Here is a 25452-nt window from a genome sequence, read left to right as displayed (position 1 = left end):
ACAAAAATTCTATGACACACAAACAGCAGTAAAAATTTATCACTTCAAATACAACTAGTTAAACCATGAGCAGATGATGATTTAAAACAAAAGCGCCTAGGTGTTAACCTAGGCGCTTAAATATGGACTCAACACCAGTACAAATGTGCGCTGAAAAACTAACGGCGCCAGCCTTGGATTTGAGTTTCGTACTGACTGATTTGCGCAGCATGGGACAAGGTCAAGCCAATCGCATCTAAACCGTTGAGTAACTTATGTCTCGCCGATTCTGCCAGCGTAAAACTAAACTCGGCGCCCGACGGTGAAATCACTTTGCAGCTTGTGAGATCAACCGTAATTTGTGCGCCTGTTTCTGCCGCCACTTCGTCCATTAATTGGCGCACCTGCGCGTGAGTTAACGCCACAGGTAACAAGCCGTTATTGATTGAGTTACCGTAAAAAATATCAGCAAAACTCGGCGCAATAATCGCACGCAGACCAAAGTCTGCCAGCGCCCAAGGCGCATGTTCGCGGCTTGAACCACAACCAAAGTTTTCCTGCGCCAAAAGAATCGACGCGCCTTTATAGCGGCTTTGATTCAATGAAAACTCAGGGTTAGGCAGATCGCCCGCATCATCTAAATAACGCCAGTCGTGGAATAAGTGCACGCCAAAACCATCGCGCGTCACCTTAGACAAAAACTGTTTCGGAATGATCTGATCCGTATCGATATTGGTGCTGTCGATCATGACCGCAAGCCCGGTATGGGTCGTAAAAGGTTGCATTAACTTCTCCTCTTGGGTTTACGGTAATTAGTAAGGTTTACGAATATCGACAAAATGCCCAGCCACCGCAGCGGCGGCGGCCATTGCAGGGCTCACCAAATGGGTGCGACTGCCACGGCCTTGGCGGCCTTCGAAGTTACGATTACTGGTCGAAGCGCAGCGATCACCCGCTTCTAATCTGTCATCGTTCATCGCTAAACACATAGAACAACCCGGTAAACGCCACTCAAACCCCGCTTCGATAAAGATTTTATCTAAGCCTTCGGCTTCGGCTTGCGCTTTCACTTGACCAGAACCGGGTACGACAATCGCGGTGACGCCATTCGCGACTTTACGACCTTTGGCATGTACGGCGGCGCTGCGTAAATCTTCAATCCTTGAGTTAGTACAAGAACCGATAAATACCTTGTTGATACTGATGTCTGTCATAGGCGTGCCCGCACTCAGGCCAATGTATTCTAAGGCCTTTTCCATGCTGGCACGGGTGCTTGGGTTGGCTTCATCAATAGGATTTGGCACTTTTCCATCGATCGCTACGACTTGGCCGGGGTTTGTACCCCAAGTCAATTGTGGTGCAATATCGGCGGCATCGAGTACCACAGTCGCATCAAACACGGCGCCATCATCGGTTTTTATGGCTTGCCAATAAGCGACAGCCTCAGTCCAATCTTCGCCCTTGGGTGCAAACTCGCGGCCTGCTAAATAGTCGAAAGTGGTTTGATCCGGCGCGACCATGCCCGCCTTAGCGCCCATCTCAATCGCCATGTTGCACACTGTCATGCGGCCTTCCATCGACAGGGCTTCAATCGCCTCACCGCAGAACTCCACCACATAACCCGTGCCACCATCCATGCCGATTTTGCCAATAATAGCGAGTACGATATCTTTGGCGGTCACGCCATCGGTGACATGACCACGCACTTCAATCTTCATGGTCTTAGCTTTTAGTTGACGCAAGGTTTGGGTTGCTAAAACGTGCTCAACCTCGGACGTACCAATGCCAAACGCCAATGCCCCAAAGGCGCCATGGGTCGCGGTATGGGAATCACCACAGACAATCACAGTGCCGGGTAAGGTAATACCCAACTCTGGCCCCATCACATGCACAATCCCTTGATTAGGATGGTGAATGTCGTATAAACGCACGCCAAAGTCTTTACAGTTTTGCGCTAGGGTTTCAACCTGAGTGCGCGCCATCGGGCTTAGGGCATCCAAGCTGGCGCTACGGGTCGAAGTGTTGTGATCCATAGTAGCAAAGGTTTTTTCCGGTGCACGCAGTTTGCGGCCCGCCACTTTTAAGCCACTAAATGCTTGGGGAGAAGTCACTTCATGGACTAAATGTCTGTCGACATAAATGATCGGCGCTTCACCTTCAGGAGTCGCTACAACGTGGGCATCCCATACTTTTTGATACAGCGTTTTTGCCACCGCGTTTTTTGGCACAGTCGTCATTACACACCTTCCTTTATAGCATTGGCGATAAAGTCACCCATCTCGGCGGTTGATTTAGCTTGGCTACGCTTGTCGCTGCTCAATAGCTCACCGGTTAAGTAGCCAGAATTTAATGCTTTGCTTACGGCACGTTCAATCGCACAGGCGGCTTCTTCTTGCTTTAAGCTGTGGCGCAGCATTAATGCCGCCGACAGAATTTGGGCGATAGGGTTTGCAATACCTTTGCCCGCGATATCCGGCGCACTGCCACCCGCTGGTTCAAATAAACCAAAGCCAGTGCTGTTCATGCTCGCCGATGACAACAAGCCCATAGAGCCAGTTAACATGGCGATTTCGTCGGATAAAATATCGCCGAACAGGTTAGAACATAGCATCACATCGAACTCATCGGGACGACGTAGCAACTGCATGGTCGCATTATCGATATAGATGTGTTCAAGCTCGACATCGGGGAAATCTACTGCGACTTCTTCAACCACTTGGCGCCATAACACTGAACAGGCGAGCACATTGGCTTTATCCACTGAGGTCACTTTTTTACGGCGACCACGGGCGGCTTCGAAGGCGATGCGGGCGATACGGCTAATTTCGCGACGGCTATAACGCATGGTATCGAAGGCTTCTTCATTTTCGCCTTCGCCTTGACGGCCCTTCGGCTTACCAAAATAAATGCCGCCGGTTAACTCGCGCACACATAAAACATCAAAGCCACGGGCGGAAATATCGCTACGCAGCGGCGACATATGTTCTAAGCCATCATGCAATTTTGCTGGGCGCAGATTACAGAACAGTTCGAAGTGACCACGCAGAGGCAATAGCGCGCCGCGCTCAGGTTGTTCATTTGGTGGTAACTTTTCCCACTTAGGACCGCCTACCGAGCCAAATAGGATCGCATCGGCCGCTTCACAGCCCTTTAGCGTGGCATCGGGTAAGGGACAACCGTGGTTATCGATGGCAATACCGCCAACATCGAATTCAGTGTATTCGATATTCAAATCGAAACGCGCTTCAACCTCACGCAGCACTTTACGCGCCTCTGCCATCACTTCAGGACCGATCCCATCCCCTGCTAATACTGCTATTTGATAACTCATACGCCAGCTAACTCCTTTAAATGTGAATGCTTTATGCTCGACCTTGCTATTCTTTGGATGCTTTTAGCGACTAGACGCCGCCTAGCTCTCGATTTTTTTGCATGCTTTGTTTGTAATCGGCAACCTTGTCTGCGCGGCACGTTAAGTTCATCACATGCACTAAAGCGCGTGCCGAGGCTTCAACCACATCGGTTGCCAAACCTACGCCGTGAAAGTTTTGCTCGTGGTAAACCGCGGTAATATCCACTTGGCCTAATGCATTTTGACCTACGCCCTTAGCGCCTAGCTTGTAGCTGATGATATCGATTCGACGATCGGTTGCGCGGGCAATCGCGTTATAGGCAGCATCAACAGGACCATTACCGGTTGCGGCTTCGGTTTTAATTTCGCCGCCCACTTCGATACGTACAGTCGCCGTAGCTACGCCTTCAGTTGAGTCAGACTGCACCACTAATTGCTGCAATTGATAGTGATTGTCTTCTTCGGCCTGCGCTTCCATAAAGGCTAAGGCTTCTAGATCATAATCAAATACTTGGCCTTTTTTATCTGCCAATTTTAGAAACTCTTCATACAGAGTATCCATATTGTAATCGTGCTCGCTATAGCCCATTTCCTCCATGCGATGCTTGATCACATGGCGACCCGAGCGCGAGGTCATATTCAAGTTGTTGCGATTCAAACCTATGCTTTCTGGCGTCATGATTTCATAGGTATTTTGTGCTTTTAACATGCCATCCTGATGGATACCCGACGAATGGGTAAAGGCATTGGCACCGACAATAGCCTTGTTCGCCTGCACTGGCATATTGCATAACTGGCTGACTAAATTAGAAGTACGGTGAATTTCTTTGGCATTAATGCCCGTTTCTAATCCCAACATCCCCTTACGCGTCGCTAAAATCATCGCGATCTCTTCCAGTGAACAGTTACCCGCACGCTCACCTATGCCATTGATCGTACATTCAATTTGACGCGCACCGTGTTGCACTGCAGTTATCGAGTTAGCCACAGACAAACCTAAGTCATCGTGGCAATGCACTGAGATCACCGCTTGGTCGATATTCGGCACCCGATTAAACAAAGTTTGAATGATATTGCCAAACTCGCTGGGCACTGTGTAACCGACCGTATCGGGAATATTAATGGTGCGCGCGCCCGCACGAATGGCCGCTTCTACCATACGGCATAGATTATCGATGGGCGTACGCCCCGCATCCTCACAGGAAAATTCCACATCGTCGGTAAAACGGCGGGCATACTTCACCGCGCCTACGGCCATCTCTAACACTTGATCGAAAGAACGCTTCAACTTGCTCTCAACGTGAATCGTCGAGGTCGAGATAAAGGTATGGATACGGAATTGATCTGCAACAGACAAGGCCTGCGCCGCAGCATCTATGTCCTTTTCCAATGCGCGGGATAAGGCACAAACGCGGCTATTTTTGATGGTACGCGCTATGGTCTGCACTGACTCAAAATCACCGGGCGAAGAAACCGGAAAACCCACTTCCATCACATCCACACCCAGACGTTCCAGCGCCATAGCGATCTGTAGTTTTTCTTTGACCGACAAACTTGCGGCTAATGCCTGCTCACCATCACGCAAGGTAGTATCAAATATTATGACTCTGTTAGACATTTCGCTTCTCCATGGAACGTCACCGTTCGTTAGTTAATTTTTGCCGTATTCAGATACAAAAAACCCCGCAACATCGGTGCGGGGTTTGTGAATGCTTTGCCTCTTTATCGAGCGTGCAACACTAAGACCTCCGCGTATAAACCGCGAGAGATAGAAGGAGGAGGTCGAGTTTGCGGCTAATAATATTCATTTAATCTGTATATTTATTCTGTTTGAATTATTGAGGACGGTTAATATTTAACTTGCCTAGCCGATAGTGTCAACCCTAATTTTTTCATGTTCCACTCATTCAACCTGTCTTAAGGCTAATAACTGTGAGTTTCATCCCCAAATTAGTGATCGATTCCACAGAATTAACCAGCTGTTTGGATTCAGAAATCACTGGGATGTGTTAACTTATTCCCCTTAGAAAAAAATAGTTTTTTATGCAAAAAACGATTAAGAAAAGTTATAATCCCGCCTTAGTGATTAGGGATATTAGAACTTACGCATTTTATATGGAGCACAAAATGGATTTTCGCGTCTTGGTACTGAGCCTGTTGTTATGGCTGTTTCCCTTTGGGGCCAGTGCTATAGACCAATTAGATGAACTCACTGAACTCGTCTACCAATATCCCAGTAAAGCACTCACTCAAATAACAGCGTTAGAAAAACAATTTGCGACCAGTGCAAGCTCAGATATCAATCGACTCAGATTAAGTGTGTTGAAATGCCAAAACCTACTACAAATAGGGGAAAATGAAGCCGCTATCAACGTCGCTCAATTAGGCGAAGCAAACGCTAAACAACTTAAGCTAGATCAAGTACGCCCTTACTTTTTGATTTGCCAAGCCGACGCCAACCTTAGCTATAACAATATTCAAAATGCCCTACCTTTGCTTGATTCAGCCATTAACCTCGCGCGACGTTACCAGCAACCACAAGCCTTAGTCGATGCTTTACGCTTACGTGGCCAACTCGATACTGACACTGATAACTTCTCCTCTGCTATCGAAGATTTACGCCTCGCGATTGATATTTATCCGGATATTCATACTCAAAACCAAAATTGGATATGGCCACCACAGGCCTATGTGTATGCCGCGATGGGAAATTTACTTTATGCCACCCATGATTTCCCCCAAGCCATGTATTACACCAACTTAGGTATACAAAGTGCCGATGCAAAAGGGAAAGTTTTACACTTTATTTTACGCAATGCAGCTCGGATAGCGCTTGATAATCAAGAGTTTGATTACAGTGATAAACTCGAACAACAAGCTAAAGCGCTTTTACCTGAGCTCGGTTCGCCACTTGAACTCGCCTACAGTTATGCCATTTTGGCCTCAATCGCGCTCGATAAAGGCCGCATCGATAATGCCGAAGAATATCTTTCTATCGCGATTAATACGTTTAAAAAACAAAATCAACAATTAGCGACAATGCGTTCAACTCGCCTACTCGCCCAAATTCGTTTTGCTCAGCATCAAGAAGATGCCGCTTTAATCCTCATGAATCACGCTATTGAGCAAGCTGAAAACCTAAAACAATACTCAGATCTCAAAGGGTTTTACGGGATCATGAGCGATCACTACTTAGAAAAAGGGGATTTTAAACAGGCCTATTCTTTCTTACTCAAACGTTATAGAGCGGCCGAGCTCACCAATCAAGCGATGAATAATGCTCGAATATTGCAGTTTAAGGCCCGTCTAAATCAACAAGATCTGCAGCAGGAGCCAAATAGCACTGCACCAGAAAAAGATTCAATCTTACAAGAGCTAAATGTCGATTGGGCCTATAGCACACTGTTCTTAATCGCAATGGCATTATTGGGTGGAGCTATTTGGTATTTGATTGATAAACAGAATAATCGTGCCCCACATATTGAAGGTAATGAACCTGCGGAAACGCTGCTCCAACAAGTCACATCAACATTAAACAGTGCCAAACAAGGTAATTATCCGCTGTCTTTATTATTGTTTAATGCGAGTCAGATCCGTCAAGTTGACCTACCTCTCTTACAGGATGAGCTGCAACACAGACTACGGGAGCAAGATAAGTTAATCCGATATTCTATGGATGAAATTATCATTATCCTGCCGCATACCTCGGCAACTGGTGCTAAAAGAGTCGTTAGTCAGTTAGTTGCTTGCATTCAGCCTTGGCAGGGTTCAAGTAAGGTCAATATTGGTATAGCGGCGATGCAACAGTTTGATACGTTAGAGTCTTTAATCAAACGAGCCAGTATCAATCAATTGGGCAAGGTTAAAATCAATGAGAATACTTCAAACCATTATTCTCCCGCTAAGTAAGCCGTAATTTCATCGAGAAAAGCATCACCGAAACGACTCAGTTTACGCTCGCCAACCCCGTTGACGGCGAGCATTTCCCCCGCGCTCGTTGGCATCATGGCTGCCATTTCTGCGAGGGTAGCGTCGTTAAAGACTAAATACGGCGGCACATCCTGCTGCTCGGCAATGGTTCTACGCAATAACTTCAACCGTGCGAACAATTTACGGTCATAATTCAACGGTGCTTTAGACTGACTCGCCTTACGTTTTGTGGTTGTTAACTGAATACGCGGTTCAGCAAGCATTAGCGCCACTTCCCCTTTGAGCACAGGCCGTGCCGATGGGTTTAAGGTAATAGAGGAGCCACGAGTCACATCTTGACTCGCCAGTCCCAAGTGGATCAATTGACGGATCACACTCAGCCAATACTCATGGCTCTTGTCTTTACCAATCCCCCAAGTCGTGAGTTTGTCATGCCCTCGATCGACTATCGGTGCGCCTTTCGAACCGCGCAACACTTCAATTAAATGATTGATACCAAAACGCTGGCCTAAACGGAAAATACATGACAACACCTTCTGTGCATCTTCGGTGCCGTTATAACGCTTAGGCGGGTCGAGGCAAATGTCGCAGTTACCACAGGGCTCTAATGCACTCTCATCAAAGTAATGCAGCAACACTTGGCGGCGACAGGTCTGCGCCTCAGCAAAGGCGGCCATAGTATTAAGTTTGTGGAATTCGACCTGTTGCTGCGGTCCTGGCTCGGACTGTTCAATCAAATGTCGCACCCGACCAATATCGGCGGGATCGAACAACATAAAAGCTTCTGCATCGAGCCCATCACGTCCTGCTCGGCCCGTTTCCTGATAATAGGCTTCGATACTTTTTGGGATATCGTAATGCACCACAAAACGCACATTCGACTTATTAATACCCATACCGAAAGCCACAGTGGCAACCACAATATCGATTTGATCTTTAAGGAAACTATCCTGTACTGCACCACGGTCTTCCTGCGTCATTCCCGCATGATAGGCCTTGGCATTAAAACCTTGCAGACATAAACGGTCAGCCACTTCATCGACACGACGGCGACTGCTGCAATAAATAATGCCGTTAGTACCATTCTGCTGCGTTAAAAAATGTCGTAACTGATTAGCTGCATTAAGCTTTTCGGCGACTGTATAGCGAATATTGGGCCGATCGAAACTTGAAAGTAAACGGAACGGGTCAATACCGAGCCGCTCACAAATACTCTGTCGAGTCGCCTGATCTGCTGTTGCGGTCAGCGCCATCATGGGCACATAGGGGAAGAGTTGCTTTAGCTGGCCAAGCGCCGCATATTCAGGGCGAAAATCATGACCCCATTGACTGATACAGTGCGCCTCATCGATGGCAAACATCGCCAACTGCAACGACTGCATACGCTCAATAAAATCAGCGGTTAATAAGCGCTCAGGTGACACATAAAGTAGTTTTAACTCACCGTGGCGCAGCTGCCTTAATACTTCGGCGCTCTGCTCTCGCGGCAATGAAGAATTGAGATAAGCCGCTGCAACACCGGTTTGCAACAAGCTATCGACTTGATCTTTCATCAAAGAAATCAATGGAGATACGACAATAGTGATGCCATTCATCAGCAACGCGGGGAGTTGATAGCAAAGACTCTTACCGCCGCCCGTTGGCATGATCACTAAGCAATCTTGCCCGCCACAGACACGTTCTATCACCTCCCGCTGACCGTCCCTAAAGTCACGGTAACCAAACACCTGTGCGAGGCGTTGCGAGAGCGGATCATCATGCGTGTCGAGTACGAGCTTTTCCATGGATCTTCTATGTCAAAAGTGAGGGGGCCTATTCTATACCCAAACTAGTTCAAAATGCAGGATTCAACGGTAATTTAAAGCGTTTTAGACGAGGCAATTCACCACGATTGTAGCTATTTTAACCCTAGTGGGCTAAGCCAAAAATAACGAACGCGGGGTAAAATACTTTAAAAACTGCCGAAACGGTGTCGTCATTTTAGCGACGGAGTTGCATTAGCCGTAAGCTTCACTGTAGATTAATTGCTCTAAGCCGCACTTTGTTTATCTCAGTGTTGATAACAAATCCAATTACGCCTAATACCGTCACTCAGTGACAAGGACCCCAAAATGACCAGCCCAATCCAAGCCGAAGCTTTGAGAAGAGTCGCAGCAGTATTTGATCAACATGTCCCTTTCCATAATCTACTCGGACTCGATATCAAGCGTTATGACATTGATGGCGTCGAAGTCGTGATCAACATGAAGCCTGAGCTGATTGGCAATATCCACCAGCAAATCCTCCACGGCGGTGTGACAGCAACGGTACTCGATGTGGTTGGCGGACTCACGGCCTTTGCAGGACTGGTCGCCAGTCGTGATGATTGGACGGTCGAAGAGCTGCAGCAACGCCTGCAAACCCTAGGGACAATTGATATGCGCGTCGATTATCTGCGGCCGGGACGCGGCCTCACCTTTACGGGCACGGGCAGCGTCATTCGTGCGGGTAATCGAGTTTCAGTATGCCGCATGGAACTACATAATGAGCAAGGCACCCATATCGCTTTTGGAACAGGGACTTATATGGTGGGTTAGGCGGTTAAATTTAGATGTGTATTACTGCCTTAGGGCTCAAAATTGACTAAGGTAAACGTCTTGATCAACAGGATGTTTACTCACTTTAATCGCCCATTCAATCTATTGCGGAGATATTCTGTAACGAAAAGAACACGGCGATACCCTTGAGTCAGCGGTCAGACACACCTACAATCGCCACCTTGTTGTTCTTCGAAGATGTCTCATGCCAAATCTTGAATACCGCAAAGGGATCCTACTTGCCGTCAGTGCTTACTGTATGTGGGGTTTTGCGCCTTTATATTTCAAATTACTCAACCATGTTTCCGCCACCGAAATTTTGCTCCATCGAGTGATTTGGTCATTCGTGTTTATGCTGATCATTATGCAGTTTATCGGCGGTTTTTCTCGCTTACGCTTACTGTTTAAACAGCCTAAACAGTTGATGGTTCTCACCATTACTTCCATATTGATCGCGGGAAACTGGCTACTATTTATCTGGGCGGTAAATAACGATCACATGCTCGATGCCAGCCTAGGTTACTTCATCAATCCTTTACTCAACGTTTTACTCGGTATGTTATTTCTAGGCGAAAGGTTGCGTAAATTGCAATGGTTTGCGGTTTCACTCGCCAGCGCTGGCGTATTGATCCAGTTAATCTCTTTTGGCTCGATTCCCATCGTCTCACTGGCACTCGCGGGCACCTTTGGTTTCTATGCACTGCTGCGAAAAAAGGTCAATGTGGATGCTAAGGCCGGATTATTGGTCGAAACCGCAGTGTTATTACCGGTAGCGCTGATTTATCTCGTCGCAACCTTAGACACTGCCACGGCGAGCATGCTGACTAACGATTGGCAATTGAATCTGATGTTAATGGCGGCTGGGATAGTGACTACCATTCCTTTGCTGTGTTTTGCAGGGGCAGCGGTACGTATTCCATTGTCTATGCTCGGCTTTTTCCAATATATTGGCCCGAGTATTATGTTTATCCTCGCGGTGAGTCTATTCAATGAGCCCTTCGATGCCGAAAAAGGCGTGACCTTCGGATTTATCTGGAGCGCGCTGCTCGTCTTTACCTTAGATATGGCCTATAAACGCAAAACGGCGTGAGCATTATCACGCCGATAAACACAGTGGCAGAAGTGATGACATATGATGATTACTTCTGTAACTGTGCTAAAAACTCACTCCCTTGCGGTACTGTCAGTAATAAACTGTAGCCTTTAGTCGTTGGCACTAACACTAACTGCGATTTATCTGTTATCGCCAAAAATGCCCTGCCTTTCCCTTGTAGATTAAACCAACCCAATTGAAATCCTGGCATGCCTATACCATTCGTTTTAAATCTCGGCGTTAAATCTGTCTCTTGTTGCAAATCGACTATACGTGCCTCGGCGGGCAATAAATCCACGCGGGATAACTGCACTTTATAGAAGGGAACATCCACTGTGAGCTCTGTATCGGTTAACACTAATTCGGCGCTATTCGATTGATAGAAGACCCAAGAAAATCCGCCCATCATCACCAGCAATATACCTAAACTCGCTGACTTCGCTATCTTAGGCATATTTTTTAGCCATAACATCAGCAAGATACCCGCTAAACCGAGCAATAAGACGATAAAGCTGAAGATAGAGGTTTGGGTTAAAGGGGCGAGTTCAAAAAATTGAGGACTCATTGGCAGTATCTCCCGTGCAGTGAAGCCTTAATCTGCCAATAAAGACATATTATGTCAATAAAAATGCCAGCGCTAATATGAGTACTAGGCTGGCATTGATTGGATTGATTTAGAACGGCTTAAAGATCGAGCGCGAGAATTTTTGAGCGGCGTTGATAGTTATACAACTGCTTCTTCTTCTGTGGCAGTGCTTCAACATCTTCAATCACAAAACCATGCTCTAAGAACCAGTGAATGCTCCGAGTTGTCAGCGCAAACAAGCGTGAATAACCGCGGTTTCTAGCCTGATTGATAATGTTCTTCAGCAGTAAGCTCCCTCTATCGGCATCGCGATAATCAGGATGCACCACCAAACAAGCAAACTCACCCGCATTGTCCTCTTCAAAAGGATAGAGCGCAGCGCAACCAATCACTAAACCATCACGTTCAATCAACATGAACTGTTCGATTTCAATCTCAAGCTGCTCACGACTACGACGCACCAGAATGCCTTGTTCCTCCAATGGACGGATAAGGTTCAACACACCGCCAATATCGGCGATTGACGCACAGCGTAAACGCTCAGCACTCTCAGTGACGATTTGTGTACCAATCCCTTCACGGGAAAACAGCTCTTGTAGCAAAGCACCATCTTCAAGGTAGCTAACTAAATGACAACGTGGCACACCATTGCGGCAAGCATCGATACTGGCTTTGAGAAACGCCATAGTACCAACACAAGCAGAACCTTGCTCGGCCAGCTTGTTCATGATGTTTTGCGCATCATTTGGCATCAACTCGGCAATCACATCGCCATTTCGATCGAGAATACCGTTCTGTGAGCTAAAGCCGATCATCTTGTCTGCTTTGAGCTTAATTGCCACTTGAGTCGCGATTTCCTCGGCGGTGAGATTAAAGCTTTCACCAGTAACCGAAGCCGCAATCGGCCCCATCAATACGATGCAGTGATTATCTAACTGACGTTTTAAGCCTTGCACATCAATACGACGCACTTTGCCACTCAGGCAAAAATCCACACCATTATCCACACCCAGTGGTTGAGCAATCACAAAGTTGCCGCTTACTAAGTTAATTTGCGCACCTTGCATCGGCGTATTACTTAAACTCATGGATAAACGCGCTGTGATATCAAATTGCAGTGCACCCGCAACTTGCTTAATCACTTTGAGCGAATCTTCATCCGTGATACGCACACCGTCGTGGTAGGCAGGCGCAATACCGTTGGCGGCTAATGCAGCATCAATCTGCGGCCTAGCGCCATATACCAACACCACTTTGATCCCTAAACTGTGCAGCAGGGCGACATCATTTAAGATGGCGCGGAATTGATTTTGAGCCAAAGCTTCACCGCCAAGCATGACCACAAAAGTTTTACCTCTGTGAGCATTAACATAGGGGGCAGAATGACGAAATCCATCAACCAGTTCAGTGGTACGCACGCGTTATTTACACCTCATTTTTGAGCTGGCAGCGTCACTATGACACACCAGGAATGAATCGCTAACTTTCGCGTATGGTATTGCATTTTAATTCACATATAAAGAATTTATTCTCACTAAAGTGCAGATTTAATGATTTAAAGTGCTTAGAACCGCACTATTTTATATTTTCAGCAAGTGTTCACACTTTTTTAACTTCACAAGGGATGATTCAGTTGCTTAAGTTTGCGAGGCAATTATCTCAACTTGATGACTAGCCACTAAAAAAAGTGCAAAAAAAAGCCCCTTAAATAAGGGGCTTTTCTCGAAACACTAACCAAGGATTACTTGATTTTGGCTTCTTTGTAGATAACGTGCTGACGAATAACTGGATCAAATTTTTTGATTTCCATTTTTTCAGGCATGTTACGCTTGTTTTTTTCAGTTGTGTAGAAGTGACCAGTCTTAGCTGTAGAAACTAATTTGATCTTCTCACGATTACCTTTAGCTTTAGCCATGATCTATTATACCTTCTCGCCACGGGCACGAAGTTCAGCAACAACAACTTCGATACCTTTTTTGTCGATCAGACGGATACCTTTAGTAGATACACGTAACTGTACGAAACGCTTTTCTTCTTCTAACCAAAAACGGTGGTTTTGTAGGTTAGGTAAAAAACGACGACGGGTCGCGTTTTTTGCATGCGAACGGTTGTTACCAACCATCGGCTTCTTGCCAGTAACTTGGCATACTCTTGACATGTCAATCTTCTCCAAAAACAATTTTAACGCTCGAGCATTAATGTGCCTCGTATGGCCGTCGCCCGAGGCACAAAGAGGGCGCATTTTATACACGATCACAGAGTGAAGATCAAGTGTTAGATTAATTAATCCAGCCTCGTTCTGCAAAAGAAACTATCTCTCGATCACCTACAACCATATGGTCCAACAAGGATACGTCTATGGTTGCTAACGCATTTTTTAATCGCTCAGTTATTCGTCGGTCAGCCTGACTGGGCTCGGCAATACCAGACGGATGATTATGACAAACTATAACTGCTGCGGCCTTTTTCTCCAGCACTAAGCTCACCACTTCACGTGGATACACTGATGCTGAGTCTATTGTGCCGCGGAATAATTCGACAAATTGAATCACTCTATGCTGGCTATCCAGCAGTAAAACTGCGAACACTTCATAGGAGCGATCGGCCAATTGTCGCATTAAATAGTCCCGAGTTAAATCGGGATTTGTCAAAACCTGACCTCTTTGCAGATTTTCCTGCGCTACACGCCGCGCTAATTCGGCCGCAGCTTGAAGCTGGGCGTATTTTACAGGTCCTACGCCCGGAAGTCGACACACCTGATTTCTTGGGGCACAGAGCAGGTTTCTGAGGCCGCCAAACTCGCAAATAAGCGACCTAGCAAGGTCAACCGCGTTTAATCCAGCTAAACCGTTACGCAGCAATACTGCTAGTAATTCAGCATCCGAGAGATGCGCAGCTCCTTTTTGTAACAGTTTATCTCTGGGACCTTCGCCCTCAGGCCAATCTTTAATCCCCATGTGACCTCCCTGTCATCTCACATATTTTCACTTTACTGAGTATGGACGAGATTTTTTGAACTGGGATAGTCACTAAAATTCACCGCTTTGTGATATTGTTGCCGGCATTATTTCTATCTCGGATGATGTCTGTGAGTCTGACAAATAAAAACGTCCTGCTGGGCATTGGCGGCGGTATTGCGGCCTATAAAAGTGCTGATTTAGTACGTCGCTTGAAAGAGCGTGGTTTTGATGTGCGCGTGGTGATGAGCCAAAGTGCGATGGAATTTATCACGCCTCTGACGCTGCAAGCGTTGTCTGGACATCCAGTGGCATCTAGCTTGCTCGACCCCGCAGCAGAAGCAGCCATGGGCCATATAGAACTTGCTCGTTGGGCAGATCTCGTCATCATCGCCCCTGCAACCGCAAACCTATTGGCGCGGATTAATGCAGGAATGGCCGATGAGCTAATCACCACCACTTGTCTTGCCACAGAGGCGCCTATCGCCCTGTGTCCGGCAATGAATCAGCAGATGTACCGTAATCTGGCGACGCAGGCGAATTTAACCAGCCTGGCATCACGTGGCTTTACCCTTTGGGGACCTGCAAGTGGCAGTCAGGCCTGTGGTGAGGTAGGTCCCGGTCGTATGTTAGAGCCATTAGACATAGCCGAACGGGCTACGCAGTTTTTTGCCACTCATGACGTTGTTGAACTTAAGCCACTCGCAGGACAGTCACTGCTGATTACCGCCGGACCAACCCGTGAAGCAATTGATCCCGTCAGATACATTTCGAATCACAGTTCTGGAAAAATGGGCTTTGCCTTAGCCAAAGCCGCGGCAGATATGGGCGCAACGGTCACCTTAGTCTCTGGCCCAGTGAATCTAAGCACCCCAGAAGGCGTGACCCGCATTGATGTTGAATCGGCGCAAAATATGCTTAACGCTGTGATGAATAACGTTGATAAAAAAGATATTTTTATTGGTTGCGCCGCCGTTGCAGACTATCGCATTAGCGACATCGCCACCAGTAAGATCAAAAAATCGGCAGAAGAAATGCAACTTGCGCTGGTGAGGAATCCTGATATCTTAGCCACGGTCGCAAGCTTGCCAAACCGTCCCTTTGTGGTGGGATTTGCCGCAGAGACCCATGATGTAGAAACCTACGCCCGCGATAAACTCAAACGTAAAAACTTGAATATGATCGCCGCAAACGACGTTTCCGTCGCAGGCCTTGGTTTTAATGCCGATGCCAATGCCCTGCGCGTGTTCTGGCCGCAAGGTAGCCAAGATTTGCCCGCCACTGACAAGCTCACGCTGGCACGGCAATTACTTTCGTTGATAGTGAAAGAAAAAACAAATACATGAAAACACCGATTGAATTAAAAATTCTCGACTCCCGTATCGGCTCAGAATTTCCTTTACCTGCCTACGCTACACCTGGCAGTGCAGGCATGGATCTTCGCGCCATGATCGACACGACTTTGACTATAGCACCGGGTGAAACCGTGCTTATTCCCACGGGGATTGCCATTCATGTTGCCGATCCAGGACTGGCTGCAGTGATTTTGCCGCGCTCAGGTCTTGGCCATAAACACGGTATCGTACTGGGGAATCTGGTCGGACTCATAGATTCAGATTACCAAGGCCCCTTAATGGTGTCTTGCTGGAATCGTAGCGACAGTCCTTTTGCCTTAGAAATTGGCGATCGTCTCGCACAACTGGTGTTTGTTCCTGTAGTACAAGCACAATTCAAACTCGTTGATGAGTTCGACAGCTCAGATCGTGGTGAAGGCGGATTTGGCCATTCAGGCACTAAATAATCCCCTAAGTCGTTATTGAGCCAAGGATACTGCAATGGCTGTAAGCCCAAAAATTAATCGTCGTGAACATATTTTGCAATGTCTAGCACAGATGCTAGAAACCAACCCAGGACAAAGGATCACCACAGCGAAACTGGCCTCAGAAGTCGGTGTATCGGAAGCCGCCCTGTACCGTCACTTCCCGAGTAAAGCACGGATGTTCGAAGGCTTAATCGAATTTATCGAAGAGTCGTTATTGTCGCGCATCAATTTAATCATGGATGACGAAAAAGACACCATGAAGCGCTGCCAGCTTGTTTTACAGCTCCTGCTGATTTTTGCCGAGCGAAACCCGGGCATTTCCCGCGTACTCAATGGTGATGCGCTGCTCGGAGAAAATGAACGCCTCCGTAGCCGCATTAGTAATTTATTTGCCAAAATAGAAACTCAACTTAAGCAAATTTTGCGGGAAAAGACACTGCGAGAAGGCAAAGGCTTTAATTTAGATGAGGCAATTTTAGCCAATTTACTGTTAGCCTTTGCCGAAGGCCGCATCGCCCAATTTGTACGAAGTGAATTCAAACTCAAACCGACGACACACTTCGATGAACAGTGGCGTTTTATCCAGCACCAACTTTTACAAAGCTAATGATTTTTCAGCATAAAGGACGGTAACTATCGTCCTTTATTTTCGATATTCCTTCCTTGTTTCGCTCCATCTTTTGTTTTATCCTCGAAAAACATTTTAAGAACAAAAAACACAATGATTTTACAAGGATGTCAGATGAAACTCTTCCGATTAGCCATGTTGGCGACACTTTGCTTACCAATACTTCCAATATCCACCTTTGCAGCCAATAGCTCCAACGCGAATGCGTTATCGCAAGCACAGTTATTCAGTAAAGGTAATGAGTACTCAGATGTAAAAATATCGCCTACTGGCAAATATTTAAGCGCTATCACAAGTGTCGAGGGTAAAAACGTTCTCTTAGTCTTAGATACCCAAACCAAAAAACTCCTCAATGCGATACGTTTCCCTAGTAATGCTCAAGTCGGCGACTATGAATGGGCCAATAGTGAGCGACTGGTACTGGCAAAAGAATACCTAAAAGGCTGGCAAGACACACCTATCTACTACGGTGAATTGATGGCGGTGAATGCCGATGGTTCACGAAAAGCGTATCTCTTCGGCTTCGAGAGTGGCGAGCAACAAACAGGTTCAAATATCAAGAAAAACACCCCTATGCGGGCGAGCGCGTTTATCCTCGATCCTCTGCCAGATGATGAACGCTACATGTTAGTCAATGCTATTCCATGGAATGATAGGATCAATCTTGACGTGGAACTGTTACAAGATGTCTATCGCGTAGACTTGTTCAATGGCACACGTAAACGCATCACAGGCTCACCTATCGGCCGAGCCCGTTTTATGACAGACCATCAAGGTGAAGTCCGCTTCGTTGCCGGTGAGGACAGTAAAAACATTACTAAAGTGTTCTACCGCAAAGACGGTAACTGGGTAAATACCGATAAACTCAATCTAGGTCTTGCTGATTTCAAACCACTCTCCTTTGCCGATGACAAAAATACGATTTATGCCGCCGGTCGCTCCCAAGGTGAAACCTTAGGGGTTTATAAAATTAATCTCGAAACGGGCGATAAAACTGAAATCATTCAGGATGAAAACGTTGACCCTAGCAACTTTTGGATTAACGGCACCAATAAACAACTTTACGCCGTCGAGTTTGAAAATGGCTACCCAAGTTATGCCTTCGTCGATACTGAGGATTCGCACGCTAAATTGCTAAAAGATTTGCTTGGTGCTCTACCTGGCCATCAAGTACGAATTGTTAGCGAAACCCGAGATGCAGAAAAACTCGTTGTACTTGCATTTAATGATCGTAATCCTGGTGAATACTACATATTTGATACGAAAAAACTGAAACTTGAATATCTAGCCGCAGCTAAAAAATGGCTCGACCCAGAGCAAATGGCTGATGTTAAACCCATCAGTTTCACCAGCCGTGATGGTAAACAACTCCATGGATATCTAACGCTTCCCTATGGAAAAGAAGCTAAAAATCTGCCTTTAGTAGTCAATCCACACGGTGGTCCACACGGTATCCGTGACTGGTGGGGCTTTGACCCGCAAAACCAATATCTAGCGAGCCAAGGCATAGCCGTTCTACAGGTCAACTTCCGTGGCTCGGGCGGATATGGCGATCAATTTGAACGCGCAGGTTATCAAAAATGGGGCTCGGATATTCAATACGATATCATCGACGGCACCCAATATGTCATTGACCAAGGTTTCGCCGATAAGGCACGCATCTGTATCGTTGGCGGCAGTTTTGGTGGTTACAGCGCCTTACAGAGCGCCGTACTTGCTCCAGATATGTTTAAATGCGCCATAGGTGTAGCTGGCGTATATGATCTTGAATTGATGTTTGATGAAGGCGATGTAGCCAGTAGCCGTTCTGGCACTAGCTATCTCAAGGATGTGCTTGGCCAAGATAAAGCGGTACTCAAAGCAATGTCTCCTTCTGAAAATGTCGATAAACTCAAAGCAAACATACTATTGGTGCATGGTGGTGAAGATGATCGAGCGCCAATCGAGCAACTCGAATCCCTCGAAAAAGGCCTAAAAGCTCACAATTATCCTTACCAAAAACTGGTAATGGACAATGAAGGGCACGGTTTTTATAACGATGAGCATAGAGCGAAATACTATGAACAAATGCTCAGCTTCCTAAAAACTAATCTAAAACTTTAGGATTGACTCAAACTTGCCGTCACAGCAAGTCTAAACTCGATTAGCCGTGGCTGATTTTAAGCCGATATCCGATAAGGACTATCGGCTTTTTCATGTGGCCTATGAGCGTTTTTCGGTATGAATTATCTGCAATTCGCGTTATCCTCCTCCCCCTATTCTTGCCCTAGCGAGAATAACAATAATTTGTATCTGATGCTGAACAGCCCAAGTACCACTCGATGCTCAGCATAGATTTTCTGTTATAGCCGCTACGACGTAGTGGAGGATAAGATGGCATTAAGTGAAGCAGCAGTAAAAGTACAAGCCGCGTTATTAGAACGTGGACTTGAAACCCCAATGCTCCCAAGCGTTTACAGCAGTGAAGAACGTAAAGACAAGATTGAACATCATATGAAAGAAATCCTGACATTAATGTCATTGGATCTGTCAGACGATAGCCTTGCCGATACGCCGCGCCGCATTGCTAAAATGTACGTCGATGAAATCTTCTCCGGCTTAGATTATGCGAACTTCCCTAAGATCACGGTTATCGACAATAAGATGGGCTTCGATGAAATGGTGCGAGTGCAAGACATTAGCCTCACCAGCACCTGCGAACACCATTTAGTGACGATCGATGGTACCGCCACCATAGCTTATCTACCACGCAAAAAAATCATTGGTTTATCAAAGATTAACCGTATAGTACGCTTCTTTGCCCAGCGTCCACAGGTGCAAGAGCGTTTGACTCAGCAAGTGTTAGTCGCGCTGCAAACCTTGCTCGAAACCAAAGATGTTGCGGTTAAAATGGATGCTGTGCATTACTGCGTGAAATCCCGTGGCGTGATGGACTCAACCAGTTCAACCACCACCACAGCACTGGGCGGTATTTTCAAATCAAATCCTGCGACCCGCGCCGAGTTTTTGCATCAGTCGAAATAAGTGTATTGAAGCGTAACGTGATTTAAAGCGTGCCTAAATCAATAGCAATCAATACCACTCAACAAAAAAAACGCTGCGATTCCTTCTATAGAATCGCAGCGTTTTTTGTTTTCATACCAACCCAATCAAACCTTTCTCAACCTAGCTAAGATCAATGCCAGTTGATTAACTGATTTCACCACGCCAATAATAGCCACTTGATCAATACCAGCGGCTAAGCACTAGAGTTAAATCCCGTATTGCTCGCGATACTGGCTCACGGCGGCAAGTTGCACTTCCATCCCTGGTTTTTCAGACAAATAACTGATTAGGTCGGCGAGTTTAATAATTGCTACTATTCCGCAGCCAAAATCACGCTCAACTTCTTGGATGGCCGATAACTCGCCCTTGCCTTTCTCTTGCCTGTCTAAAGCAATCAACACACCCGCTAATTGTGCCTTATGGGCTTCGATGATTTCCATCGACTCACGAATCGCAGTACCTGCGGTGATCACATCATCCACCAACATAACGCGGCCTTTCAGCTCGCTTCCGACTAAGCTGCCACCTTCGCCGTGATCTTTTTTCTCTTTGCGGTTAAAGCAATAAGGGATATCGATATCGTGGTGTTCACACAGGGCAACCGCCGTTGTGGTGGCAATCGGAATACCTTTGTAAGCAGGGCCAAACAGCAAGTCGTAATCAATGCCAGAATCCACTAACGCAGCGGCATAAAAACGGCCTAAACGTGCTAAATCACGGCCAGTATTGAACAAACCCGCATTGAAGAAATAAGGACTGATACGGCCCGATTTAAGGGTAAATTCGCCAAATCGCAACACCTGACGTTCTAGGGCAAATTCAATAAACTCACGTTGATAAGCTTTCACAATATCTCCTTACGACTTTGTCTTTTATTGGTTTTGTATTATGGGGAATTTTTATTCGGTACAGAGCTTGCACTTCACTAGCATCTTGCTGCAGATAAAAAGCTGCAGTTAATAAAAAGCCCCGCACTCTACAACATGACGGGGCTTTTTCATCACCACAATATTAGTTCAGTGCGGCTTTCTGCACATCGACGATTTCACGAATACTGTTCTTCGCCAATGCCAACAGTTCGAGTAATTCTTCGTGGCTGAATGGCTCGCCTTCGGCGGTACCTTGAATTTCGATGATCTTGCCCGTTTCTGTCATCACGACGTTCATGTCAGTTTCAGCGGCGCTGTCTTCGATATATTCTAGATCGCTTATCGCTTCACCCTTGTAAATACCTACGCTGACAGCAGCGATAAGGAATTTCAGCGGGTTAGATTTAATGATGCCTTTACCACGCGCCCAGTTCAACGCATCCACTAAGGCCACACAGGCGCCAGTGATAGAGGCAGTGCGCGTGCCACCATCAGCTTGGATCACATCACAGTCGATCACGATAGTGTTTTCGCCTAGGGCTTTCATATCCACACAGGCGCGTAGAGCACGACCGATAAGACGTTGAATTTCTTGCGTACGGCCAGATTGCTTACCGCGAGCAGCTTCACGATCCATACGGCTATGGGTCGAACGTGGCAACATGCCGTATTCAGCCGTTACCCAGCCTTGACCCTGACCTTTAAGGAAACGTGGCACACCTTCAGTAAAACTGGCGGTACAAAGCACTTTCGTTTCGCCAAATTCCACTAACACAGAACCTTCGGCATGGGCCGTAAACTGGCGAGTGATAGTGATGGGACGAGTTTGTGCTGGCGTTCTGTTACTTGGACGCATGCGAGATTCCTGTATTCTGAGTCATTGACCGATTTTGGCTGCATATTATAAGGGCTTGAGCCTTAGGATGCCATGCTTAGGGTGATTCTCTGGCAAACTCATCACACTCAAACGCCTAATCCGTGTCCTTATACCCAAACAACCTGAAGATGCAGAATTCAGCGGGAGTTTAACGCACTTTAGGCAAGGCCCTTTATTGCTCCTGCATAAATGGCATTCACGCCATCCATGGCGATTGCGGTTATTTGCGGACCTAGTGGGCTAAGTTAAAAATAACCAACGCAGCATAAAGTGCGTTAAAACCCGCCGGGACGAAGCAGCTTGGGTATATTTGCTGTATGCCTTTAATCCTAAAGCCATTGACTCTATAATCGCCTCTCATTATGACGATTACACCATTAGGACAACCCATGATCCAAAGCATGACAGCCTACGCTCGCATCGAGCACAAAGCACAATGGGGCACTGCCTCCTGGGAAATTCGCTCAGTCAATCAACGTTATCTCGAAACTTACCTACGTTTACCCGAGCATTTCCGCAGCTTCGAACCCGTACTGCGCGACCGCCTTCGTAAACGTTTAAGCCGCGGCAAAGTGGAAGTCAATCTGCGCTACGAATTGGCAGACAACAGCAATAACGAGCTGCAGTTGAATCAAGCGCTAGCAAAACAGCTATTAGGCGCCGCCACTTGGCTCAAGCAAGAAGCGGGACAAGGCGATGTCAATCTGACCGACATCCTGCGCTGGCCGGGCGTGCTAGCGAGCGGTGAACAAGATATGGATGCGATCGGCGCCGATCTGATGACAGCCTTCGACTCAGCCATAGATCAATTCATCGAAGCCCGTGGCCGTGAAGGCGAAGCCATCAAAGACATGCTGCTAAGCCGCTTAGACGGAGTCAGCGAGCAAATCGCCGTCGTACGCGAGCACATGCCAACGGTGATGCTGTATCAACGCGAAAAGCTCACCAACCGCCTTGCAGAAATCAAAGGTGAACTCGACCCAGCCCGCATCGAGCAAGAAATGGTGCTACTGGCACAGAAACAAGATGTAGCCGAAGAAATGGATCGCCTCGAAGCCCATGTCGCCGAAGCTCGCCGTATCCTCAAAAAAGGCGGCAGCGAAGGTCGCCGTTTAGATTTTATGATGCAAGAATTTAACCGCGAATCGAACACACTCGCCTCTAAATCCATTAGCACTGAAATCACCTCAGCCGCAGTGGAACTTAAAGTTCTCATCGAGCAAATGCGTGAGCAGATCCAAAACGTTGAGTAATGATGTTTTTTCGCGTTTGTGCCCGTTAAAAATATCCTATAAAACCAAGCGCTTGCTTGGTTTTATGTTTTTATAGGTTTGAGTTTGTTTGCTATTGTAACCACTTGAGTCCCATAGGAGCAAAGCTTCAAACCTCCAGTTGAGGTTCATCCCCACACTGGTTAAGAACAGACTCTGGCAGTCCGTATGTGAGGGTTCAGGAATGACGCCAACAATTTATTAAATAACCTGAACTCGATGTATGGACTCCACCAACCTACAGTCGTAGGTTGGTGTCGACCAAAACAAAAGGAGTCCATACATGAGTAAGCCTACAATAATATCTCTCGACCTTGCAAAAAAGTCATTCAAGTTTGTAAAGTGAATCCATATGGTGAGTTGTTATTCAATAAAGCCATGTCACCACAAAAAACGAAAGACCTTCTTGCCAACTCTCCTCCTTGTGTCTTTGCTATGGAAGGCTGTGCTAGCTTTCACTACTGGGCTCGAGTCGCACAATCATTTGGGCATGAAGTCAGAGGGATAGCCCCTAAAAAGTAAAACCCTATATCAGCAATCAAAAAACAGACGCTAATGATGCTATCGGCATTGCCATCGCATCAACACAGTTAGGAATGACTTTCTGCCAGGTTAAAGACCTATCACAACAGAACATTCAAGCGATTCAAATCAGCAGAAAATGGTTCGACCGAACAATCACATCACTGGGTAACCACATACGAGCGTTGTGTTTTGAATATGGAGCTATCATCACGTTAGGTAAAAAGTCATTAAGGCAAGCCATCACTCACTTTATTTCGCCCGAATCAACAGACTTACCTGAGCAAATCAAAACATTGCTCATGATTTTATGGCAACAATATCAAACAACAGAAGAGCACTACAAAGCGGTAACGTTACAGTTAAAGCAGTGAGTCACTCAATCAGAACCTTGTAAACGCTTGATGAAGCTCGAAGGCGTTAGTCATATTGGTGCAGCCGGTTTACTGGCTTGCTTAGGTGACGGTCAAGGTTTTAATAATGGCCAGCATGCGGCTGTCTTCGTTGGTGTTACCCCTAAACAACACAGCAGTGGAGGTAAGGTTGTTATGATTGGAATAGATAAGCATGGTGGCGATAAATACCTGCGTTCAATCCTCTATCAAGGCGCACTCTCTGTTATATCAAGGCTGCCAGTAGAGAGAAAAACCTATAAACAGCAATGGCTTATCAATTTAGTCAGGCGAGTGGGTATAAAACGTGCTTGTGTCGCGTTAATCAATAAAACCGTTCGCACCGCATGGGCATTGCTCAATTACAGAACCGAATATAGCAGTCAGACCATATAGAATATTGTTTTAGAAAGAGTTTTAGAAAAAGTTCAGCAAAATGCATTAACAAATAGGTAAGACCAACCTTCTGAAAACCTGTTTATCCCGACAGCGTTAATAACGCTACAATCTCGATAAGGACAGAGGGTGCGAATAGATCATTGGTTAGAAGATAGCTTCTTCAATAAAAAACCGTATATACGTGCGCATCTAATCTTTTTGTCAAAGCAATTGCTAAACAGGTGGAGTCCATATACGGGATAAGAAATGTTGAACTAATAGCCCTCCAAGTGATCGGATCTTTCGACCAAGAGAAACCCCATCACACCGGAGGGCCTATGCATAAATTAGTGGAAGTGTTTTGCGATGTCGATGATTTTTGCACTGTTTTCATTCCAGAATGGGAAAAAACGCTGTTAACCGATGGTACACGCAAGCGTCAACGCCCTGGCCGTATGACGATGAGCGAAGTGATGACCATCATCATACTTTTTCAGATGTCTCACCACCGTGATTTCAAGAACTTCTACATCGGCTATCTGGCCCATTTCTACAAATCCGCTTTTCCTAATTTACTCAGCTATACCCGCTTTCTTGAGGTGATGCCCACTGCTTTAGTGCCGCTTTGCAGTTACTTTGCCAGCCTCAAGAGTGACCCCACTGGCATCGAATTTGTTGATTCAACCAGCATCAAAGTGTGTCATAACCTACGTATTCATCGCCATAAAACCTTGGCGGGACTGGCGTGCAGAGGTAAAGGCACCATGGGGTGGTTCTATGGCTTTAAGCTGCATTTGATTGTGAATCATCAAGGCGGAATAGTGGCGGCCAAAGTGACCCCAGCGAATGTACATGACACAAAACYGGTGAACGAGATGGTGCACAGTGACATGAATAAACTCTATGCAGATAAAGGGTATATCAGTAAAGCACTGTCCAGTGAATTGCTGGAGAAAGGCATCACACTGGTGACAAACGTGCGTAAGAATATGAAAGTAAAAGCGATGTCGTTGTGGGATAGAGCGATGCTGTCGAGACGTTTCATCATAGAAACCATCAACGACCAGTTAAAAAACATCTCTCAAATAGAGCACTCTAGACACCGCAGCGTACATGGTTTTATGCTCAACATGATTGCGGGACTCATCGCCTATCAATTGAAAGACAATAAGCCA

Annotated in this window: 24 protein-coding genes; 12 read left to right on the top strand and 12 right to left on the bottom strand. The window is 46.4% G+C overall.

The window, feature by feature from the left end:
- Positions 1 to 158: 158 nt before the first annotated feature.
- The 4 genes from leuD to leuA all read right to left on the bottom strand — a co-directional run bounded on the left by leuD (position 159) and on the right by leuA (position 4949).
- Positions 159 to 764 carry a 3-isopropylmalate dehydratase small subunit gene (leuD, locus tag L5M17_RS20140; RefSeq protein WP_263148948.1) on the bottom strand — a complete coding sequence of 202 codons (606 nt, stop codon included), beginning with the start codon at positions 762 to 764 and terminating at the stop codon, positions 159 to 161.
- Between the two features lie 27 nt (positions 765 to 791).
- On the bottom strand, positions 792 to 2192 hold the full coding sequence (gene leuC / locus L5M17_RS20135; RefSeq protein ID WP_263148956.1) for a 3-isopropylmalate dehydratase large subunit: 1401 nt from the start codon (positions 2190 to 2192) through the stop codon (positions 792 to 794).
- 23 nt (positions 2193 to 2215) lie between these two features.
- Entirely contained in the window at positions 2216 to 3310 is a 1095-nt protein-coding gene (gene leuB, locus L5M17_RS20130; protein ID WP_198572574.1) for a 3-isopropylmalate dehydrogenase, read from the bottom strand.
- Between the two features lie 70 nt (positions 3311 to 3380).
- On the bottom strand, positions 3381 to 4949 hold the full coding sequence (gene leuA / locus L5M17_RS20125) for a 2-isopropylmalate synthase (RefSeq protein ID WP_113941087.1): 1569 nt from the start codon (positions 4947 to 4949) through the stop codon (positions 3381 to 3383).
- Between the two features lie 509 nt (positions 4950 to 5458).
- Here leuA and L5M17_RS20120 point away from each other — a divergent pair.
- Positions 5459 to 7240 (top strand): diguanylate cyclase domain-containing protein, encoded by a 1782-nt coding sequence (locus L5M17_RS20120; RefSeq protein ID WP_263148947.1) that lies wholly within the window; start codon positions 5459 to 5461, stop codon positions 7238 to 7240.
- Here L5M17_RS20120 and recQ read toward each other — a convergent pair.
- A complete protein-coding gene (recQ, locus tag L5M17_RS20115; protein ID WP_263148946.1) occupies positions 7222 to 9045 on the bottom strand; it encodes a DNA helicase RecQ in 1824 nt (607 codons plus the stop codon). The two genes, L5M17_RS20120 and recQ, sit on opposite strands and share 19 nt — an antisense overlap.
- 327 nt (positions 9046 to 9372) lie before the next feature.
- On the opposite strand from recQ, the gene L5M17_RS20110 reads away from it, so the two are divergent.
- Both L5M17_RS20110 and rarD read left to right on the top strand, forming a co-directional pair.
- Complete coding sequence (locus L5M17_RS20110) at positions 9373 to 9837, top strand: thioesterase family protein (protein WP_006079875.1); 465 nt, start codon at positions 9373 to 9375, stop codon at positions 9835 to 9837.
- Positions 9838 to 10042: 205 nt separating this feature from the next.
- Positions 10043 to 10927 carry an EamA family transporter RarD gene (rarD, locus tag L5M17_RS20105; protein WP_198572571.1) on the top strand — a complete coding sequence of 295 codons (885 nt, stop codon included), beginning with the start codon at positions 10043 to 10045 and terminating at the stop codon, positions 10925 to 10927.
- Between the two features lie 49 nt (positions 10928 to 10976).
- On the opposite strand, the gene L5M17_RS20100 is transcribed toward rarD, so the two are convergent.
- From L5M17_RS20100 to radC, 5 genes are all read right to left on the bottom strand, one after another.
- Complete coding sequence (locus L5M17_RS20100) at positions 10977 to 11495, bottom strand: PH domain-containing protein (RefSeq protein ID WP_263148944.1); 519 nt, start codon at positions 11493 to 11495, stop codon at positions 10977 to 10979.
- Positions 11496 to 11614: 119 nt separating this feature from the next.
- On the bottom strand, positions 11615 to 12934 hold the full coding sequence (gene argA / locus L5M17_RS20095; RefSeq protein WP_105251176.1) for an amino-acid N-acetyltransferase: 1320 nt from the start codon (positions 12932 to 12934) through the stop codon (positions 11615 to 11617).
- Between the two features lie 323 nt (positions 12935 to 13257).
- Positions 13258 to 13431 (bottom strand): 50S ribosomal protein L33, encoded by a 174-nt coding sequence (gene rpmG / locus L5M17_RS20090; protein WP_006079871.1) that lies wholly within the window; start codon positions 13429 to 13431, stop codon positions 13258 to 13260.
- A 6-nt stretch (positions 13432 to 13437) separates the two neighbouring features.
- Entirely contained in the window at positions 13438 to 13674 is a 237-nt protein-coding gene (gene rpmB, locus L5M17_RS20085) for a 50S ribosomal protein L28 (protein ID WP_006079870.1), read from the bottom strand.
- Between the two features lie 121 nt (positions 13675 to 13795).
- Entirely contained in the window at positions 13796 to 14473 is a 678-nt protein-coding gene (radC, locus tag L5M17_RS20080; protein WP_113941095.1) for a RadC family protein, read from the bottom strand.
- Between the two features lie 122 nt (positions 14474 to 14595).
- Here radC and coaBC point away from each other — a divergent pair, with 122 nt between their 5' ends.
- From coaBC to folE, 5 genes are all read left to right on the top strand, one after another.
- Entirely contained in the window at positions 14596 to 15819 is a 1224-nt protein-coding gene (gene coaBC, locus L5M17_RS20075; RefSeq protein WP_263148954.1) for a bifunctional phosphopantothenoylcysteine decarboxylase/phosphopantothenate--cysteine ligase CoaBC, read from the top strand.
- Positions 15816 to 16274 (top strand): dUTP diphosphatase, encoded by a 459-nt coding sequence (dut, locus tag L5M17_RS20070; RefSeq protein WP_006086674.1) that lies wholly within the window; start codon positions 15816 to 15818, stop codon positions 16272 to 16274. The genes coaBC and dut overlap by 4 nt, the downstream gene beginning before the upstream one ends.
- Before the next feature lie 34 nt (positions 16275 to 16308).
- Positions 16309 to 16902 carry a nucleoid occlusion factor SlmA gene (gene slmA / locus L5M17_RS20065; protein WP_006079866.1) on the top strand — a complete coding sequence of 198 codons (594 nt, stop codon included), beginning with the start codon at positions 16309 to 16311 and terminating at the stop codon, positions 16900 to 16902.
- Positions 16903 to 17037: 135 nt separating this feature from the next.
- Positions 17038 to 19026 carry an alpha/beta hydrolase family protein gene (locus L5M17_RS20060; protein WP_263148943.1) on the top strand — a complete coding sequence of 663 codons (1989 nt, stop codon included), beginning with the start codon at positions 17038 to 17040 and terminating at the stop codon, positions 19024 to 19026.
- Positions 19027 to 19296: 270 nt separating this feature from the next.
- On the top strand, positions 19297 to 19947 hold the full coding sequence (gene folE / locus L5M17_RS20055) for a GTP cyclohydrolase I FolE (RefSeq protein ID WP_006079864.1): 651 nt from the start codon (positions 19297 to 19299) through the stop codon (positions 19945 to 19947).
- 227 nt (positions 19948 to 20174) lie between these two features.
- Here folE and pyrE read toward each other — a convergent pair whose 3' ends face one another.
- On the bottom strand, positions 20175 to 20816 hold the full coding sequence (gene pyrE, locus L5M17_RS20050; RefSeq protein ID WP_006079863.1) for an orotate phosphoribosyltransferase: 642 nt from the start codon (positions 20814 to 20816) through the stop codon (positions 20175 to 20177).
- 163 nt (positions 20817 to 20979) lie between these two features.
- Positions 20980 to 21693, bottom strand: coding sequence for a ribonuclease PH (gene rph / locus L5M17_RS20045; RefSeq protein ID WP_006079862.1), 714 nt, complete (start codon positions 21691 to 21693; stop codon positions 20980 to 20982).
- Positions 21694 to 22103: 410 nt separating this feature from the next.
- Here rph and L5M17_RS20040 point away from each other — a divergent pair, with 410 nt between their 5' ends.
- The 4 genes from L5M17_RS20040 to L5M17_RS20025 all read left to right on the top strand — a co-directional run.
- Positions 22104 to 22967 carry a YicC/YloC family endoribonuclease gene (locus L5M17_RS20040; RefSeq protein ID WP_263148942.1) on the top strand — a complete coding sequence of 288 codons (864 nt, stop codon included), beginning with the start codon at positions 22104 to 22106 and terminating at the stop codon, positions 22965 to 22967.
- Between the two features lie 614 nt (positions 22968 to 23581).
- Positions 23582 to 23881, top strand: coding sequence for a hypothetical protein (locus L5M17_RS20035; protein ID WP_263148941.1), 300 nt, complete (start codon positions 23582 to 23584; stop codon positions 23879 to 23881).
- A 30-nt stretch (positions 23882 to 23911) separates the two neighbouring features.
- Positions 23912 to 24295 carry a transposase gene (locus L5M17_RS20030; protein ID WP_263148953.1) on the top strand — a complete coding sequence of 128 codons (384 nt, stop codon included), beginning with the start codon at positions 23912 to 23914 and terminating at the stop codon, positions 24293 to 24295.
- Positions 24296 to 24615: 320 nt separating this feature from the next.
- The coding region (locus L5M17_RS20025) for an IS982 family transposase (RefSeq protein WP_263148940.1) at positions 24616 to 25452 on the top strand (837 nt) is incomplete at its 3' end.

This window comes from Shewanella sp. SW24, assembly GCF_025653395.1.
GTDB lineage: Bacteria > Pseudomonadota > Gammaproteobacteria > Enterobacterales > Shewanellaceae > Shewanella > Shewanella oncorhynchi.
This window is presented reverse-complemented; position numbering and strand designations above follow the sequence as displayed.

Coding starts and splice junctions, on each gene's coding strand:
- leuD (WP_263148948.1), bottom strand. CDS start 764: ATGCAACCTTTTACGACCCATACCGGGCTTGCGGTCATGATCGACAGC.
- leuB (WP_198572574.1), bottom strand. CDS start 3,310: ATGAGTTATCAAATAGCAGTATTAGCAGGGGATGGGATCGGTCCTGAA.
- leuA (WP_113941087.1), bottom strand. CDS start 4,949: ATGTCTAACAGAGTCATAATATTTGATACTACCTTGCGTGATGGTGAG.
- L5M17_RS20120 (WP_263148947.1), top strand. CDS start 5,459: ATGGATTTTCGCGTCTTGGTACTGAGCCTGTTGTTATGGCTGTTTCCC.
- recQ (WP_263148946.1), bottom strand. CDS start 9,045: ATGGAAAAGCTCGTACTCGACACGCATGATGATCCGCTCTCGCAACGC.
- L5M17_RS20110 (WP_006079875.1), top strand. CDS start 9,373: ATGACCAGCCCAATCCAAGCCGAAGCTTTGAGAAGAGTCGCAGCAGTA.
- rarD (WP_198572571.1), top strand. CDS start 10,043: ATGCCAAATCTTGAATACCGCAAAGGGATCCTACTTGCCGTCAGTGCT.
- L5M17_RS20100 (WP_263148944.1), bottom strand. CDS start 11,495: ATGAGTCCTCAATTTTTTGAACTCGCCCCTTTAACCCAAACCTCTATC.
- rpmG (WP_006079871.1), bottom strand. CDS start 13,431: ATGGCTAAAGCTAAAGGTAATCGTGAGAAGATCAAATTAGTTTCTACA.
- rpmB (WP_006079870.1), bottom strand. CDS start 13,674: ATGTCAAGAGTATGCCAAGTTACTGGCAAGAAGCCGATGGTTGGTAAC.
- radC (WP_113941095.1), bottom strand. CDS start 14,473: ATGGGGATTAAAGATTGGCCTGAGGGCGAAGGTCCCAGAGATAAACTG.
- coaBC (WP_263148954.1), top strand. CDS start 14,596: ATGATGTCTGTGAGTCTGACAAATAAAAACGTCCTGCTGGGCATTGGC.
- dut (WP_006086674.1), top strand. CDS start 15,816: ATGAAAACACCGATTGAATTAAAAATTCTCGACTCCCGTATCGGCTCA.
- slmA (WP_006079866.1), top strand. CDS start 16,309: ATGGCTGTAAGCCCAAAAATTAATCGTCGTGAACATATTTTGCAATGT.
- L5M17_RS20060 (WP_263148943.1), top strand. CDS start 17,038: ATGAAACTCTTCCGATTAGCCATGTTGGCGACACTTTGCTTACCAATA.
- folE (WP_006079864.1), top strand. CDS start 19,297: ATGGCATTAAGTGAAGCAGCAGTAAAAGTACAAGCCGCGTTATTAGAA.
- rph (WP_006079862.1), bottom strand. CDS start 21,693: ATGCGTCCAAGTAACAGAACGCCAGCACAAACTCGTCCCATCACTATC.
- L5M17_RS20040 (WP_263148942.1), top strand. CDS start 22,104: ATGATCCAAAGCATGACAGCCTACGCTCGCATCGAGCACAAAGCACAA.
- L5M17_RS20035 (WP_263148941.1), top strand. CDS start 23,582: ATGACTTTCTGCCAGGTTAAAGACCTATCACAACAGAACATTCAAGCG.
- L5M17_RS20030 (WP_263148953.1), top strand. CDS start 23,912: ATGAAGCTCGAAGGCGTTAGTCATATTGGTGCAGCCGGTTTACTGGCT.